This is a genomic window from Winogradskyella sp. HB-48, from assembly GCF_049942685.1.
Lineage (GTDB): Bacteria > Bacteroidota > Bacteroidia > Flavobacteriales > Flavobacteriaceae > Winogradskyella.
The window spans coordinates 2300661-2319139 of the sequence record NZ_CP187934.1 but is presented as its reverse complement, the minus strand read 5'-3'; the positions used below and the strand labels follow the sequence as shown (position 1 = coordinate 2319139).

The following is an 18479-nucleotide window of genomic DNA, read 5'->3' as shown; positions in this document are numbered from 1 at the left end:
ATGTGTTTTCATACCAGCACTACTCACAAGGTCAAAAAATTAGAACAACATTTTAAGGTCAATTTGGTTGACCCTTCAATGGAATCCTATTTTGATAAACCTACCTATCACCATAACGGATTTTCACACCCTAATATGTTGGTTATACCTCAAGAACGTTCTGATGTTTTAGCACCTGGAATTTGGGGAATAGTACCAAACTACAAAACTAAAGATGAGATAAAAAATTACCATAAAGAAGCTGTGCGCTATGGCGGTGGTCTAAATGCACGTTCAGAAAAGGTTTTTGATCATTTCATCTACAAAGATGCCATAATGGAAAACCGCTGTATAATACCAGTTTCAGGTTTTTTTGAACCGCATGACCACAAAGGCAAAAAATACCCATTCTACTTTAAGGACAAAGCTGACAAACCATTGGCATTGGCAGGGCTTTACACTGTTATTGAAACATATATTACGTTTACCATATTAACCAAAGAAGCATCTCCGCTGTTCGCTAAAATCCATAACAAGAAGAATAGACAGCCTTTAATCTTGGACAAAGATTTGACCCATAATTGGTTGTCAATAGATTTAAAAGAATCGGACATTGAAGATGTTATAAAATATAATTTTCCAGAAGACGAATTAGAGACTTTTTCGGTAAGCAAGGATTTGTTCAGTCCTAAGGTCGATAGTAATATTGAATCGATTGTAAATAAAATTGAATACACAGAACTTTCTCATCTATTTTAATTTTTTTACCTGATTCACTTAGTTATTTACTACATTTATCATTATTAATTTGTGAACACAAACCGAACACGATTTTGAACACAATTTAAAAATTTATAAATTATATATTATTGATTATCAGGTGAATAAAACAACCTGGTTTAATTCATAACCCAGAGGTCACGAGTTCAAATCTCGTCCTCGCTACAAATTTTTAAATTACAACAAATCAACGGTTTAGTTCACGCTAAACCGTTTTTAATTAAAGTAATTTCAAATCATTTACACTCTCATTCTTACTAAGAAAATAACAAATTCTATTTTTTCCTATTGTTTGAATTTTTCGTCAACTTATAGAAGCATGAAATCACAACTTTGTTATCTTTGATTCAAATCAAAAATCCTAATGGATTTTTACATAAATAAACCATGTAAAAAACATTGTTCTTTATACCTAAAAATATTGCTAAGGTCAAAGACTAAAGAATTAAATAAGGAAAATGCTTTTCAACTCTATTGACTTTGCTATATTTTTACCTATAGTGTTTTACCTTTATTGGTTTCTAACAAACAAAAATCTCAAACTTCAGAATTTTTTAATTGTTGCAGCAAGTTATACCTTTTATGGTTGGTGGGATTGGAGGTTTCTTTCATTAATTTTATTTAGTACTATTTTAGACTACACTGTCGGCCTTTTACTATCAAAAGAAGAAAAGAAACAAAAAAGAATGCTATTACTATGGATAAGCATTATAATTAATCTCGGTTTTCTCGGTTGCTTTAAATACTATAATTTTTTTCTGGATAATATAGTTACTGCATTTTCATTTCTCGGCTTTGAGATAAATGGCATCTCTTTAAACATAATTCTACCTGTAGGTATTAGCTTTTACACGTTTCAAACAATGAGTTATACAATCGATGTTTATAGAAGAAAGCTTCAACCTACAAAAGATTTCATTGCTTTTGCTTCGTTTGTGAGTTTCTTTCCTCAATTAGTTGCTGGACCTATTGAAAGAGCAAGTAACTTGTTACCACAATTTTATAAGAAAAGGCATTTTGATAATACTAAAGCTATTGACGGAATCTATTTGATACTTTGGGGACTATTCAAAAAAATTGTCATCGCCGATTCGTGTGCAGTATATGTAAATGATATTTTTTCGGAATATGAGACCATGAACTCACTTAGTCTATTAATTGGTGCTATTTATTTTGCTTTTCAAATTTATGGTGACTTTAGTGGATATTCTGATATTGCCATTGGTACTGCTAAACTGTTCGGAATTGATTTGAAACGAAATTTTGCTTTTCCTTACTTTTCTAGGGACATTGCAGAATTCTGGAGAAGATGGCATATATCATTATCTACATGGTTTAGAGATTATTTGTATATACCTTTAGGAGGCAGTAGGGTCTCAAAACTTTTGAGCTTTAGAAATATACTTATCATTTTTCTTGTTAGTGGACTTTGGCATGGTGCCAATTGGACTTTTATAATATGGGGAGCTTTAAACGCCTTTTATTTTGCCCCTTTATTCTTAACAAATAGAAATCGTAATAATTTAGACATAGTATCTGAAGGAAAACTATTTCCAAGTATTCGTGAATTGATTTCAATGATATCAACTTTTTCTTTGGTGGTAATAGGTTGGATTTTTTTTAGGGCAGAAACGGTTTATATTGCAATTAATTACATTAAGAAACTCTTCTCTTTCAATTTTGAAAACGGTTTACAATATTTGTCAATAGAAAGATATACTATAGAATTAATGATATTGCTCATTATTTTTATCATTGTAGAGTGGAGCTCTAGAGAGAATGAGCATCCTTTTTTTGGGAAATGGCTAAACTTTAAACTAGTACTAACTTTAATAGGACTAATCACACTTGGTATTTATTCAAATGTTACTGATTTCATTTATTTTCAATTTTAATTATAATGAGACCATTTCTTAAAAAGATAATTTCAATTTTAATTTTAGTTATAGCATTACTCTATTTGTTAGATTTAGTATATACACAAGCGTATATAAATGCAAATCCAAGAAATAAGTTACAATATATATTAAAAACAAAGAACGAAAGTTATGATATCGTTTTTTTAGGATCATCAAGAGTTGCAAATCATATTAACACCAAATTATTTGATAGTTTATCTAATAAAAAAACAATCAACCTAGGTGTTGAAGGGGCTGAGTTAAATGATAATTTACTTCAACTAAAACTTCTTATAGCAAACAATAATATCCCCAACGTTTTTTTACAAATCGATTCTAATTTTCAACATGAAGGGCCATCAAATATAGTAACATCAGAAGCTATGCCTTTTTTAAATACCAATGAAATTATAAACCATCACGTTAAGGAGTATTTTGATAATTACAAGAATTTAAAATATATTCCATTTTACAGATACGCTATAAACGATCCTAAAATTGGATTTAGAGAAGTGCTTTTGTCAGCTTTCAATAAAAAACCAAGAATTGACCCCAATATTGGTTTTTCGCCAATATTCGGAAATAAAAATCCTATTAACGAACATAGCTTACCTGAAACCATAAAAACAGAAAATAATATCCTCGAAGATATAATTGACATCTGCAAAAAAAACAAAGTTCAATTGGTACTTTTTACATCACCTTATTGCAACAAGGCAAAGCATAAAAATTATATCGAGAAATTAAAACGTAAAATTCCTTATCTAATCGATTTATCCAAAGGATATGACGACAACCTATTTTTCAACTGCGGTCATTTAAATTATAATGGAGCAAATGTATTTACAACAAATTTATACAATGCCACAAAAATGAAAATATAACCTTATTGCTTATATTTTCTACATCGAATTTTGCTATTAATGAACTTTGTATTTTTAAGCTAATGATTATTTGAGATTTTTGTATACTTCTCTAAGATTAATCTGTTTTAAAATTAGTATAAGTTTATTCTCTAATCAAAAAACAAATTTGATATGTAAATTCAATTATTTTCTGTTGTGCTTTGATACAAAAAATGTATTTCATCGATTTTTTTTGCGTTTTATGGATTTTTTTGGAATAAAATGATATATTAGCCACCTAATAAAATTCATTAAACCCCCAAATAATGAGAAAAATTACCTACTTGGCTGCAATATTCATTTTAATATTGCAAAATTCTTTTTCGCAAGAAAACCATTCAAGAATCAAAATTTTAAATCCCTCACAAGAGACATTAAACCTCTTGGCTGAAGAAGGGATAGACCTAAGATGTGGTGTTAACCACGACCCAAATAGCCTAACGCTAGATGTTTCTGCTTACGATAAGGCCTTACTTCAACAACTTGGAGTTCCTTATACTGTTGAGATAGATGATTTAGAAACATTTCAAAGAGTAAGAGCCGAAAACGACTTACCAAATGCAAAAAGGCAATTAGAACTTGAGAAGACACTAAACTTATCTCAGAATAACTTGCAAATAGCAAAGAGAGGTTCTGTTTCAGAAACCTTAATTGAAAGCTATTTACAATATGGTGAGCTTAATGAAAAAGACTGGACAGCTCCAACGGAATTTAACTTAGGTTCTATGGGTGGCTGCTTAACGCTTAGTGAAATGGAAGCTGAGTTGGATGACATGAGAACATACTCCGTAAATAATGGATTAAATATCGTCTCAGTAAAGCAAGATGCCTCATCTACAGGGCAGACGACTTGGGGAAATCCATCTAGCACAATCACAAATAATGGCCTTACCTATTCTGGTATAGGTACTACACGTTGGAATCCTAATACAATATACTATGTAAGAATTACAGGTAACGAATCTTCAACACCTGAAGGAACCAAACCACAGATGCTATTTACTTCAATGATACACTCTCGCGAGGTCAGTGCATTGATGAACAATATCTATTTTATGTGGTATCTCATTGAGAATTACAATACTGATACTGCTGTTAAAAACTTAGTGGACAATAATGAATTGTATTTTGTTCCTGTGGTAAATCCCGACGGTTTGCGTTGGAATCAGCACCTGAGCGCTTCCGGTGGCGGAATGCAACGTAAAAATTTAAGACCTGGTGCAGGTGGTACTACTAACTCATCTGCAAACAGAGGTGTTGACCTTAATAGAAACTTCAATTATTTTTGGGGAACTGCAGGTACTGGTTCTTCAAGTAATTCCTCTAGCGATTCTTATCGAGGCCCAAGTGCTGCATCGGAGCCTGAAACACAAATCATGGTAGACTTCATATTAAGCAGAAACTTTAAAACAGCTATATGGAATCATACATTTGCCAACTCAATCCCACATCCTTATGGAGGAAATCCTTCTTTTGTTTCTGGCAGGGAAGATGAAATGCACAGATGGCACGAGGATATGACTAAGTATAATAGATATGTTTCTGGTGCTACCATATTTACACCAGCAAATGGTATTGCAGACGATTGGATGGTTGGCGGTAGTGCTGATGCTAATGGTTCTACAGGTTCTGGTCAAAATATTTTAGCTACCACACCAGAACATGGCGGTGAGGGCTTTTGGCCACCACCAAGTAGCATAGTGCCAATAGCAAAGCGCTCTATTCGTATTTCATTAATGGGAGCTTATTATGGTGGCAAATATGCCAAGTTTCACGATTTAACTCAAAGCGATATCAATAGTACCTCTGCTAATCTAGATTTTGCCATTGAGAGAGTTGGACAAACTGCAAGTAATTTTACGCTCACAGTAACACCTGTTTCATCTAACATAACAAATATCGTTTCGCCATCCACACAAACTGGTATGGCAGTTTTAGAGCAACGCAATGTATCAGCATCAATGACGTTAGACCCAAGCATTCAACCAAATGATAAGATTGAATATAAAATTCAGTTGTCCAATGACGAAGGTATTTTTTATGAAGCGAATTTGGAAAAATATTACCAACCATCGGTTATATTTTTCCACAATGCCGATACTAATGGACTAACTGGTTGGTCAAACTCTGGCTGGAGCAATTCTTCTGCTGATGCCTATTCAGGTTCTAATGCACTAAGAACTGGTAATGCCGTTCCTTATGCCAATAACACAACCAAAACATTAACTACTTCTGGTACTTACGATTTATCTGGTTCTTCTGAAGTTTTAATTCAATTCTACTCAAAATGGGATGTAGAGCGTAATTTTGACTTGGTAGAATTTCAAGCATCAACAAACGGAACTACATGGGTTACCTTAAACGGTAAATACTCAAAACCGAAGTCATCATCGTCTACTAACGATCATAATGCAAAGAGTGCAACAGACGAAGCTTTCCAGGGCAATAATAGTTCTGGTCATATTTATGATGGTGATCGCATGGATAATTGGGTTATGGAAGAAGTAGTGATTAATAGTTCAGAAAATAGTGCAATTTTTGAAGCACCTAGTGTACGGTTTAGATTTAGAATGCGTTCGGATTCTGGAAATGTATTCGAAAACTACTCAGCAAACGGTGAAGGATTCTTTTTTGATGACTTCAAAATCTTAGGGATTTCAATCCCTTGTCAAACTACTGTACCAACCAATTTATCGGCAACATCAATCACGGCCTCTAGTACCAATATTACATGGGACAATATTCCATCTGCAACATATGATTTAAGATATCGTGAGGTTGGCGCACCTAGTTGGGTAGAAATTAATGATCTGGCTACATCCAACTATTCTCTTACTGGCTTAAATCCTCTAACGGATTATGAAGTACAGGTAAGAAGTAAATGTACTTCATCTACTTCAGACTTCTCGTCATCTGTAAGTTTTACAACTACGGATCTAACTTACTGTAACGCATCAGGTTCAACTATAGCAGATGAATATATAGGTGGTGTTACATTAAATGGTATCTTAAATAATACCTCAAGCACTACAGCTTCAGGTTATTCAGACTTTACAGGCTCTTACATTTTTGAGCCTATACAAGCAGGAAGTACAGGAAATAGCTTATCTATCACTAAAACATGGACTGGCACACAATTTAATGAAGCGGTATCTGTTTGGATCGACTTTAACAGAGATGGTGATTTTAATGATACAAATGAAAAAGTATTTGAAAGTGGAGCAAGCCAAACAACGCCTGTAAGTGGTACCTTCTCAGTACCAGTAGCAGCCAGTGTAGGAAACACTAGAATGAGAGTAATGCTTACTTATTTTAATACAGCAGGAACAATCCAAAATGATCCTTGCGCTACTTTTCAATATGGTGAGGTGGAAGATTATGATTTATATATATATGAAGGTCTCTTGTATACAAATTCTACTTGGTATCCAAATGCACCAACAGATTTAACAGGTACAGAAAATGCTACAATTCTTGATGGCGTATTCAGCACATCCTCAGATATTGCTTTGAATAACGTTACCGTAGCATCAGGTGCAACGTTAAATGTAAGTAAAGAGAACACTATAACAGTTAATGGCAACATTAGTAATAACGGAGAATTTGTAATGAATTCTGACTCAAACGAATTTTCAAGTCTTCTTTTAAGTGGAAGTGCTTCTGATAATTTAAAATATAACCGTCATGTAAATATAAATACAAATGGAAATGATTTGGTTGCACCACCGTTTAGCGGAGAGAGTTTTATAGATTTCAAAAACAACAATTCAAACATCTTTGCTAATCCAGGGGAAACATTATTCTTATTTGGACCATTTGATAAAATTACAAGTGATTATTTAATTTACTCTGATACAGAAGTTAGTACTCTAGATGCTGGCAAAGGATATAGAGCAGCATCTACGGACAATGGTACATTTACGTTTACAGGATCACCAACAACTGGTACTCTAAATGTCCCTATACAAAAAACAGGTTCAGCTTATGAAATATGGAACTTAATTGGAAATCCTTATCCTTCTTACATAAGGTTAGATGATTTTTTAACTGCTAACATATCTCAATTTGATGCTTCAACTGCTGCAATTTATGGCTATGATGCAGATAATTCTAATGGTAGTAACTGGACAATATTGAATTTTGCTTACTCAATTGCTAATCCTAATACACTTATTACTCCTGGACAAGGTTTCTTTGTATCTTCAAAAGATGGTGGTGGTACTGTTGCATTTGCACCTTCTATGCAAACTTCAGGAAACTCTGATGATTTCATTGCAGGTAGAAATGATAATACCCCTGAATTTGGAACTATAGTATTGAACTCTGCAAATAAAAGTTTTAGTACCGATCTGTATTTTATAAATAATGCATCTTTAGGTCTTGATGTCGGTTATGACGCAAGTCATTTTGATGGAGCACCATCAGATTTTGCCATCTATTCTGAACTAGTTAATGATAATATAGGAAACGATATGGCCATACAAGCTATTAGCTTTAATGATGTTGACAACAATGCCATTATTCCATTAGGTGTAAACGCAAATCAAGGAGAACAAGTAACTATTAGCTTAACTAATTCTAATATTAATGCTAACTTATATCTTGAGGATGTAGTAACTAATACATTTACGCTCTTAAATACCTCAGACTATACATTTACTCCTTCGTCAAATATTTCTGATATAGGAAGATTTTATTTAAGGTTTAATACACAAACTTTATCAACTAATGAATCTAACTTAGAAGTATTGCAAATTTATAGCGATAATGATAATGATCAAATTATTATCAAGGGCATATTGACATCAAATGTACAAGTGACCATATTTGACATACAAGGAAGGCAAATGTTAACAAATGAGTTAAATAACAGAAATTCTATTAATACTATAAGCACAATGAACTTTAGCTCTGGTGTTTATTTGGTAAAGATTTCTGATGAAATCTCAAGTATTTCCAGAAAAGTAATAATAAGGTAATCCTTCTTAACTTAAAAAATTAAAGCCGAAGATTTTCTCTTCGGCTTTTTTTAGCTAAAAAAGCTATGAAACAAAAAGTTTTATTAAACTTTTTGATATAATTTTCTTACAAATTATGCATTTCATCGAATATTTTTGCATTTAAAAGATATTTGCCATATGTTTGGCATATAAATTTAGTCCCAAACTAAAATTTAACCGCTTATGAAAACTTCTACTTTAACCTTAAAAGGTTATGTACTTACCGTAGGTTTATTAATGTTGACTACATTAATATCTGCACAAGACTTTAATGTACAGCATATACAGGATGATATAGGAAATACTGGTGGAACAAACACAAGTTTTACAGCCGTATCATCAACTAATAGTGCTTTTGCGCTAGCTAACAACAATAGAAAAGTCTCTGCAGGGCCAAACACATCAACAGCAAATTTCAATGCAAATGATCTTTCTGGTGCTAGAGTCTTAACCAATACTAACACCTTAACATATTACAGACAGGCAGGTTCTAATGCAGCAAATATGAGGTTTAATACTTCTATTTGGGAGTATATAGGTGCTCCTGGTGGCAATAATGAGATGATAGTGAGAGGTAGATATGCCGTAAGCCTTAATGGTACAACCAATAGTGTAACTCAAGCCTTATCTGGTATAAGTAATGCCAATGATTGTATCCCTTTTATAACAGGTATAGTAACAAATAAAAGTTCGGCAGGCGCCGATTCTGGAACCGCTATTGCGTATTTAGAGAACGCAACAACTCTAAGGGTACAGAAAGGGACTAACGCCAATAATGTTACCGTTTACGTTACTGTTGTAGAATTTACTGGTAGTAATTGGACGGTTTTACATGGTGATTCGGGTTCTACAGGTTCTATTACAGGTAGTATTACCTTAAGAAACAACTCTGACGGGACAGGAACGGCTACTAATGTGAGTGCTTGGAATCAAGCCGTAATCTTTAGCCACCACCGTGGAGATACTACCGACGGAGCAAATCAAGCTATAGAAGATAACTGGCCAGTAATGAATCCTGGATCAAACAATCAAACTGTAGATTGGACGTTTTCTGGAACTTACGGCTCTAATGGAACAAATAGGCATTTTGTCCATGTATTGACTCATCCAGATTTAAACGTTACTAGATTTCAAAACACTTCAGTTACCCAAGGTGAAACAACAATTAATATTGCTTCCGCTGGTTTATCTAGTATTAACGAAGCTCTTATTGTAGGGTCATCGACAAGTACAGGTAGTGGTACAGCTTATGGTAGAGGTTGGAGAAATTATTATCTTAATTCAACAACACAAGCTGCTCATTGGTCTCATAGAAACAATAATGCATTATCGCACGAAATTCAAATTGTTGACTTATCAGCCCTAACTGCTGCACCAAGCTATTGTACTTCCAATGGTAACACAACATACCAAACCGGTGTTACCAATGTAACTTTTGAGTCTATTAACAACTCTGATGGTCCAGCAAAGGACAATGCTTATGAAGATTTTACAGCAACACATATTGCTAATGTCACCCAAGGTGGTACTGAAACACTTAGTGTAAGTGTGAACACTGATGGTAATTACACAATACACGCATATGCTTGGATAGATTGGAACCAAGATTATGACTTTAATGATCCAGGCGAGTCTTACGATTTAGGTACGGCTGTAAATGTTGCAAGTGGAACGACTTCGTTATCTCCTCTCACAATTAATATTCCAGCAGGAGCTACAATCGGAACGACACGAATGAGAGTATCAGCAAAATATAATTCTGACCCAACAAGTTGTGAAACTGGTTTTGATGGGGAAGTTGAGGATTATGGAATAACTGTGAGCGGCGCATCTCCCCAACAAGAAATAAATATTACAGGTAATTCTAATGACATCATTGATGGTGATACAACACCACAATTTGCAGATGGCACCGACTTTGGCAATGTTGATATTGCTGGCGGCACTAGAGCAAATTCATTTATCATTGAAAATTTAGGAGGTGTAAATACATTAAACTTAACAGGTTCATCACCCTACATTACCATTTCTGGTACTCATGCAGCAGATTTCTCAGTGACTACGATTCCTTCGAATGCTATTTCTGCTGGAAGCAGTACAAGTTTTACCATTACTTTCAATCCTAGTGCAGTTGGCCTTAGAACGGCAACTTTAACAATAGCTAACAACGACTCAGATGAAAATCCTTACAACTTTAACATACAAGGAAATGGTATAATACCACCTCCATGTGGATCTACAGTATTGCATACAGCCAATTTTGAATCTGGACTAGATGGTTGGACTTCTGGTGGTGTTGATGCTAGTAGAGTGAATAACGCTACATGGTCTTATGGAGGTAGCTACAGCTTGCGCGTTAGAGATGATGACCCTACCGGATCGGCATCATCTTTTGATTCACCAGCATTCGATTTATCAAATTATGACAAAGTAGATTTTAAATTCTTCTTTGCACCAAACAGTATGGAATCTACATATAGTGGCTCAACCAAGTCCACGTTTGAAGATTTTATGATTGAATATAGTGATGATAATGGTGCTTCTTGGACCACTGTTCAAGCTTATGAAAGTGGTCAGATTGTATATAAAAATGCTGATTTTGAAACGTCATCATCTCCTATATTTTACGGTAGAATTGTAACGCTAAAAAGTTCTGATTATTCATTCCCTGCAGCTACAACATCTCGTTTTAGAATCCGTTGTGATGCCAGTGCAGATGATGATGAAGTTTATGTTGACAACATTACTATAACTGGTGTTAGCTATTGTACACCAACTGAAGCACCTGGTGGTGTAACTAGTAATTTAGATCTTTGGCTTAAAGCTGATATGGTAGATGGAGTCAATGAAAATTCTGATGGTTCTTTAGTTTCAGAATGGTATGATAATGGCAAAGGAAATCACGCTTCTGCTATGGTAAGTGGTTTAAGTCCATATTATAGAAATAATACAACTCGTAATTTCAATTTTAATCCAGTTATAGATTTCGAGAACAATAACAATACAGCAAATAGGGATTTAACATATATTATAAATGATGGCAGCAGACATGAGCTAACTGGTACAGGTGGATTTAATAGTACCGATATGTTTGTGGTTATAGTACCTGACCCTACAATTACAACATCAATGATACCATTGGATACATTTACAAGTTCTGACCCTACTGCGCCAAACATACAGACTGAGGATGTTACTGGTTTTGGTTATGGTGCATTCACAAATAGACTTGCTGGGGAATATTTTACATATTGCATTGGTGTAACAAGTGGTACTTCTGGTGGACCTGGCTATGGTAAAGCAGATGCAACTGGTACCAATAATTACAACAAAATAGGTATCATCAATATTAGAGATAATGCTACAGTTACTGAAATAGATATGTTTTTAAATGGTAACTCAATAGGAAACATCTCTAACGACATACCAGACTTTTCATCTATAACTAATACTAAGTATTGGTTAGGAAGAAGTCAATATTGGAACGGTAGTTTTGATGGTCGTATTGCAGAAGTAATTACCTATTCAGCTACCACTAATGATGGCGATTTAACACAAGCTAGAAATAGAATTCAATCCTACTTAGCTATTAAATACGGTATCACTCTTGGTGTCAATGGAACATCACAAGATTATGTTAATAGCGATGGCACGGTGATTTGGGATCAATCTGCTAATTCAGGGTATAACTACGATATTGCCGGTATAGGAAGAGATGATGTATCCGAGTTAAACCAAAAGCAATCTAGAAGTGTTAATGATGCTACTGATGGTACAGGTAGAATTGAAGGTGTCATAACAATGGGATTGACGGACATATACGATACCAACTCAGAAAACAAAAATCTTAATCCAACATCCTTTGGTGATAAAGAATTTTTAATGTGGGGTAGTAACGGTGCTGATCTTAATCTCGCAGCATCAACAATCACCGTTAATATGAGTGCCGGTATTTCACCTGCATTAACAACAAATGTTTCTTTTACAGCTATGCAACGTGTTTGGAAAGTTGTCGAAAGTGGCGGAGACATACCTACTGTTAAAGTTAGAATACAAGAAGATGCCATACGTAATATTACTCCACCTGGTAGTTATTATATGTTTATATCAAATACTGGAGTTTTTGACCCAACAGCAGATTACAGAGTAATGACTTCTGACGGTAATGGCAACTTAGAAACAGAATACGATTTTGATGGCACAAAATACATCACCTTTGGCTACGCACCACAAGTTGTAGTAGAACGTTCAGTATATTTTGATGGTGCTGTTGATTATATAGACATGGAGGATGCTCTAGATTTAAACCCTACCGGCTTTACAATTTCTGCTTGGATAAAGCGTGATGCCGCTGATAGTGGTACAAAATCCATTGTTTCAAAAAGACCAACAATCTTTACCCAAGGGTTTGATTTTAGAATTTCTACTGCTGATAGAATCCAGATTTATTGGGTAAATGGTGATGGTACACAGTCATTAATTTCTAACGTAACAATTCCAGATGAAGAATGGCATCATGTTGCTGCAATATATGATGGCACAACGGTGTATCTATACATAGATGGAGTTTTAAATAGGGAGGCGGTCAGAACACCACCTGTAGCTACGGATGATTCCTTCTTAATTGCTGCTGCTGGTAAAGGTACTATAACCCAAAACTTCCAAGGAAATATTGATGAGGTACGTATTTGGAATACAGCTCTAACAGAAGACCAGTTAAGATTTGTAATGAATCAAGAAATTGAAGATAATGCTGGACAAGTAATGGGTAAAGTATTACCGACCTCTATTACCAAGCACGATATTGATGCGGTACCATGGAGCGATTTAGCAGGTTACTATCCTATGTCTGTATATACCTATACAAATACAGATGATGCCTCAGGAAATGGCAATCAAGGTGCTTTAAGAAATCTAGATACTGTAGATAGACAAACAGCTCCACTACCATACGAGTCAACTCAAAATGGTGATTGGGATACCAATGCCACCTGGACTAACGGAAGTATGCAGTATATACCTGGTTCAACTTCAATAGTTGATCCATCCCTAACAGTAGATTGGAATATTGTTAGAACATCTCATAACGTTACCATGGATAACAGTGCATTGCCTTCTGGCAATAATGAAAACAGAACTGTGCTCGGACTTTATGTTGATGCTAATGAGTTAACCCTAAGCGGTGACAATACAACCAATACAGGTAATGGTCTTACAGTATCTCACTACCTAAGTTTGACGGGTAAGATTGACTTAGAAGGTGAGTCCCAGTTAATCCAGACAGCAGATAGTGACCTATTAGTTGACACCAATGGAGAAGTTGAAAAAGATCAACAAGGTACTGCCGATACCTATACTTATAATTATTGGTCTTCACCAGTTGGTGCAATAGATACAGCCACCAATAACTATCGTTACACTGTACAAGATGTAATGTTTGATGACACCAACCCTGTTAATTTCTCCGGATCAGGCTATGATGGAGCGGCAACAAACCCTATAAGAATTGCCGACTACTGGATTTGGAAATTTGCTAACCTAGCGAGTGGTAATTACTCCGCATGGCAACATGTAAGACGCACAGGAACAATATTTGCTGGTGAAGGTTTCACTATGAAAGGTCCAAATACTGGCGGCATTTTAGATGATCAAAATTACGTCTTCTTAGGAAAACCTAATAATGGCGATATTAGCTTAACTATTAACAGTGGTAATGATTATTTAGTTGGTAACCCTTATGCGTCTGCATTAGACGCTGATGAATTCATCTTAGACAATCCAAATACTACTGGAGCACTTCTGTTCTGGGAACATTGGGGAGGAGGATCTCACATCCTACAAGAATACCAAGGTGGTTATGCCATCTATAACCTTTCGGGTGGTGTACCAGCACCAGCACCAGACCCAGACGTAGCTCAGGTTGGTGTAGGTACAAAAACACCTGGTAGATATGTGCCTGTAAGTCAAGGATTCTTCGTTACTGGAATTAGTAATGGAACTATAAACTTCGAAAATGATCAACGTGCATTTGCAAAAGAAGGAGGAGCTTCATCTGTATTCATGAGAAATACTAACACTTCTGGACCTGATGCAAAAAATTACAATGCTATTGATGAAAGAATGAAGTTTAGAATTGGTTATAGAGCAAGTAATACCATGCATTTACAGAGAGAGCTTTTATTAACAATTGATGAAAGTGCAACAGAGGGTGTTGATTGGGCTTTGGATGCACACTTAAACGAAGACCAAACAGATGACATGTTCTGGATGATTGGAGATGAAAAGTTCATCATTCAAGCTAATGATAATGCTAATTTAAATACAGTCTATCCACTTGGTGTTAAAACTAGTGTGGATGGTATCAACAGCTTTACTATTAATGCCTTAGAAAATGTACCAGATGCTGTAAATATTTATCTACATGATAAAGCATTAAGCACATTCCATGATTTAAGAGTAAGCGATTACGAAATTTTCCTTACCGAAGGTGAGTATTTAGATCGTTTTGAAATCACCTTTAAAATTATGGCTGGTTCACTCGGAATTGATGATGAAAACATTAATAGTTTAGATGTACTATACTCTAATGATAAAGAGAAAATCGTATTAATAAATCCTAGCCTTATAGACGTAAAATCTATAGAACTATTTAATATGCTCGGACAATCTGTCCACAAAATTGAAAGTATTTCAGAGAGCGGTTACTCTGAATATGATGTTAAGAATTTAAGTACTGGAACTTATGTAATTAAGTTATATACTGTAAGCGGTTCAGTATCGACTAAGAAAGTTTTAGTAAAGTAATTTTTGCCCCAAATCTTAAATCTTAACCACGAAAAAGCCCTGAATAATTCAGGGCTTTTTCATTATATATGATTGTTGTTTTACTGCAGTATAGATAACAGTTCTTCAAGCTTTAATTTTTGTTGCTCACCTGTTTTCATATTTTTCAGAGTGTATGTGTTAGAGTTTAACTCCTCCTCGCCTACTAAAACTACATAAGGAATGTTTCGTCTATCGGCATGCGTCATTTGCTTTTTCATTTTTGCATCGTCAGGATATAACTCTGATTTTACACCATGCTGTCGTAATTGTGTCATCGCTTGTAAACAAGCCATAGCTTCTTTTTCACCGAAATTGATAAACAAGACCTTAGTAGCGTCTGCTATGGTATCAGGGAATAAATTCAATTCCTCCAAAACCAAATAGATTCTATCCAATCCAAAGCTAATGCCTACACCACTGGTATCTGGTTTACCGAAGATGCTGGTTAAATCATCATAACGGCCACCTCCACCAATAGAGCCCATTTTTACACCTTTTGGTGCAGCAACCTCAAAAATAGCACCTGTATAATAATTAAGTCCTCTAGCGAGCGTAACATCTAATTGAAGGTTTGCTGTTTTTAAGCCAAGCTTAAATATGGCTTGTTCTATAAACTCTAATTCTTCAACTCCTTTAAGACCTATATCTGAAGTACTCAATATAGACTTTAATTGTCCTATTTGAGAACCAAAACTACCTGACATATTAAATAAAGGTTGAAGTTTAGAAATGCCTTCTTCTGAAACGCTTTTGCTACGCATTTCTTCTTTCACCTTCTCCTCACCTATTTTGTCGAGCTTATCTAATGCAACAGTAAAATCTATCAACTTATCTTGTGCTCCAATAACCTCAGCAATACCAGATAAAATTTTACGATTGTTTATTTTTATGGTAACCCCTTTCAAATCGAGAGCAGTAAATACAGCATCGTACAATTGTACAAACTCAACCTCTTGAAACAACGATGTTGAACCAACAACATCCGCATCACATTGGTAAAACTCTCTAAAACGTCCTTTTTGCGGACGGTCTGCACGCCAAACCGGTTGTATTTGGTAGCGTTTAAACGGAAACTCTATCTCATTTTGGTGTTGTACCACGTAACGTGCAAATGGCACAGTAAGGTCGTAACGAAGGGCTTTTTCTGATAGCCAACCAGTTAAAAATTCTGGTTTCAAGAAATTGAAAAATTCTCCAACTATTTGATTAGAACATAAGACTAAGTCTTCTCTTGAAAATACAACAAAGTCCTCAATATCAACACTTTTGAAAACTTTGAATATTATAGGTAATAAATCTTTAGAAAACTTATCAATACTAATATTTTTACTGGTTAAATATTTCTTGGCATCCTTGGAAGCTTTCAGAAATTCAAATTTTAGTTCATTATTAATTATTTCTAAAGATGGGAAATTAGACTTATCCCTACAATATTTTTGTAGTATCAAACCACTATTTAATACATAAGAATTAATACTATTAACCAATTCATTCAAATAATCACCACTATCTAAAATCTTAAAAATCAAGCGGTCTCCTTCATCACCATATTTACCCATTAAGGTTTCCGAGTTTTCAAAGCTAGGTGTTTCAATCGGTTGAAATCCGTATAGTTCAAATTGCTCCTTTATAATATTCATTATATAAGAACGTTTTGCAACCTCTACTGCATTAAAATCTCTGGTACCTTTAGGAATACTTGGTTTTTGCGCCATGTTATCGTTTAATTTGTCACAAAAATATTATAATTTTTAGAGGCAAACTCAAGTAATTTTAAATTTATAGTAACTTTATGGTGTTTGGGGCGTCTTATGGTTTTAAACAATCCAACTAACTTTAGACACAACTATGTTTTCATTAGCTAGAGAGAATGTAAAAATTGCTTTTGGTTCTATAAAAAGCCAGTTACTTCGTACTATTTTAACGGTTTTAATCATCGCTATTGGTATAATGGCCTTAGTAGGTATATTAAGCGGTGTTTCGGCTTTAGAGAATACGATTTCCAGTAATTTTTCATCAATGGGTGCCAATACCTTTAATTTTCAACGTTACGAGTTTAGAGCGCAACGCCAAAGCAGTAGAGAACGTCAAAAGGTAAACCCAATAATTAGCTACAGAAACGTTAAGGATTTTATTGATACTTATGATTACCCATATACCAAAGTTGCGGTATCTTTCTATGGATCTGGAGCTTCAGAGGTAAAATACGAAAATAAAAAAACCGATCCTGAAGTAGCTATCATAGGTTCTAATGAATATTATATTGAAAATTCTGGGTTGGAAATAGAAAATGGTCGTTCATTAAACTATGCAGATATAGAAAACAACAATTCAGTTTGTGTTATCGGTAGCGATTTACGAAAGGCGTTATTTCCTGATGAAAACCCTATTGACAAAACTATAAGCGTTAGAGGCTCTAAATTTAAAGTTATTGGTGTTTTAAAAGAGAAAGGCTCTACGTTTGGCAATAATCAAGATTTGAGGGTTATTATGCCAATACAGAAAGCAAGATCTATCTTTACAAACCCTAATATTAACTACACCCTTAGTGTAAAAGTTGATAAAACCGACATGCTAGAAGGTGCACAAGACGATGCTATAATTACCTTTAGAAATGTGCGCGGATTAAACCCTATGGAAGAAAACAACTTTGGTATTGAACGCAGTGACGACCTATTAAATCGAGTAGCAGACAATACAAATACCTTATATATCGCGGCTTGGATAATTAGCATCATTACTATTTTTGGCTCTACAATAGCGCTAATGAACATCATGTTAGTATCAGTAAGTGAACGTACCAGAGAAATTGGAGTTCGTAAAGCATTAGGCGCTAAACGAAGCACCATTGCTTTTCAGTTTTTTATGGAAACCATCATCATTGGCCAACTTGGAGGTATATTAGGCATCATCTTAGGTATACTTATTGGTTGGGGAGTAGCCTCTGGTTTTCAACTAGAATTTTCAACTCCTTGGGTAGCTATGATTTGGGCTACCAGTATTGCCTTTGTTGTAGCGATTATTTCAGGACTATATCCTGCTACAAAAGCCGCTAAGTTAGATCCTATTGAGTCTTTGAGGTATGAGTAAAA

Annotated in this window: 7 protein-coding genes; 6 read left to right on the top strand and 1 reads right to left on the bottom strand. The window is 34.7% G+C overall.

The window, feature by feature from the left end:
* From ACPX19_RS10425 to ACPX19_RS10405, 5 genes are all read left to right on the top strand, one after another.
* On the top strand, positions 1-738 hold the full coding sequence (locus ACPX19_RS10425; RefSeq protein WP_426429944.1) for an SOS response-associated peptidase: 738 nt from the start codon (positions 1-3) through the stop codon (positions 736-738).
* An 884-nt stretch (positions 739-1622) separates the two neighbouring features.
* Positions 1623-2654 (top strand): MBOAT family O-acyltransferase, encoded by a 1032-nt coding sequence (locus ACPX19_RS10420; RefSeq protein WP_426429943.1) that lies wholly within the window; start codon positions 1623-1625, stop codon positions 2652-2654.
* A gap of 5 nt (positions 2655-2659) precedes the next feature.
* Positions 2660-3541, top strand: a complete 882-nt coding sequence (locus ACPX19_RS10415) for a hypothetical protein (RefSeq protein WP_426429942.1) — start codon at positions 2660-2662, stop codon at positions 3539-3541.
* 287 nt (positions 3542-3828) lie between these two features.
* Positions 3829-8541 carry a M14 family zinc carboxypeptidase gene (locus ACPX19_RS10410; protein ID WP_426429941.1) on the top strand — a complete coding sequence of 1571 codons (4713 nt, stop codon included), beginning with the start codon at positions 3829-3831 and terminating at the stop codon, positions 8539-8541.
* Positions 8542-8745: 204 nt separating this feature from the next.
* Positions 8746-15366 (top strand): LamG-like jellyroll fold domain-containing protein, encoded by a 6621-nt coding sequence (locus ACPX19_RS10405; protein ID WP_426429940.1) that lies wholly within the window; start codon positions 8746-8748, stop codon positions 15364-15366.
* A gap of 80 nt (positions 15367-15446) precedes the next feature.
* Here ACPX19_RS10405 and hisS read toward each other — a convergent pair whose 3' ends face one another.
* On the bottom strand, positions 15447-17102 hold the full coding sequence (gene hisS, locus ACPX19_RS10400) for a histidine--tRNA ligase (protein WP_426429939.1): 1656 nt from the start codon (positions 17100-17102) through the stop codon (positions 15447-15449).
* Positions 17103-17235: 133 nt separating this feature from the next.
* Here hisS and ACPX19_RS10395 point away from each other — a divergent pair, with 133 nt between their 5' ends.
* On the top strand, positions 17236-18477 hold the full coding sequence (locus tag ACPX19_RS10395) for an ABC transporter permease (protein WP_426429938.1): 1242 nt from the start codon (positions 17236-17238) through the stop codon (positions 18475-18477).
* Positions 18478-18479: the final 2 nt, after the last annotated feature.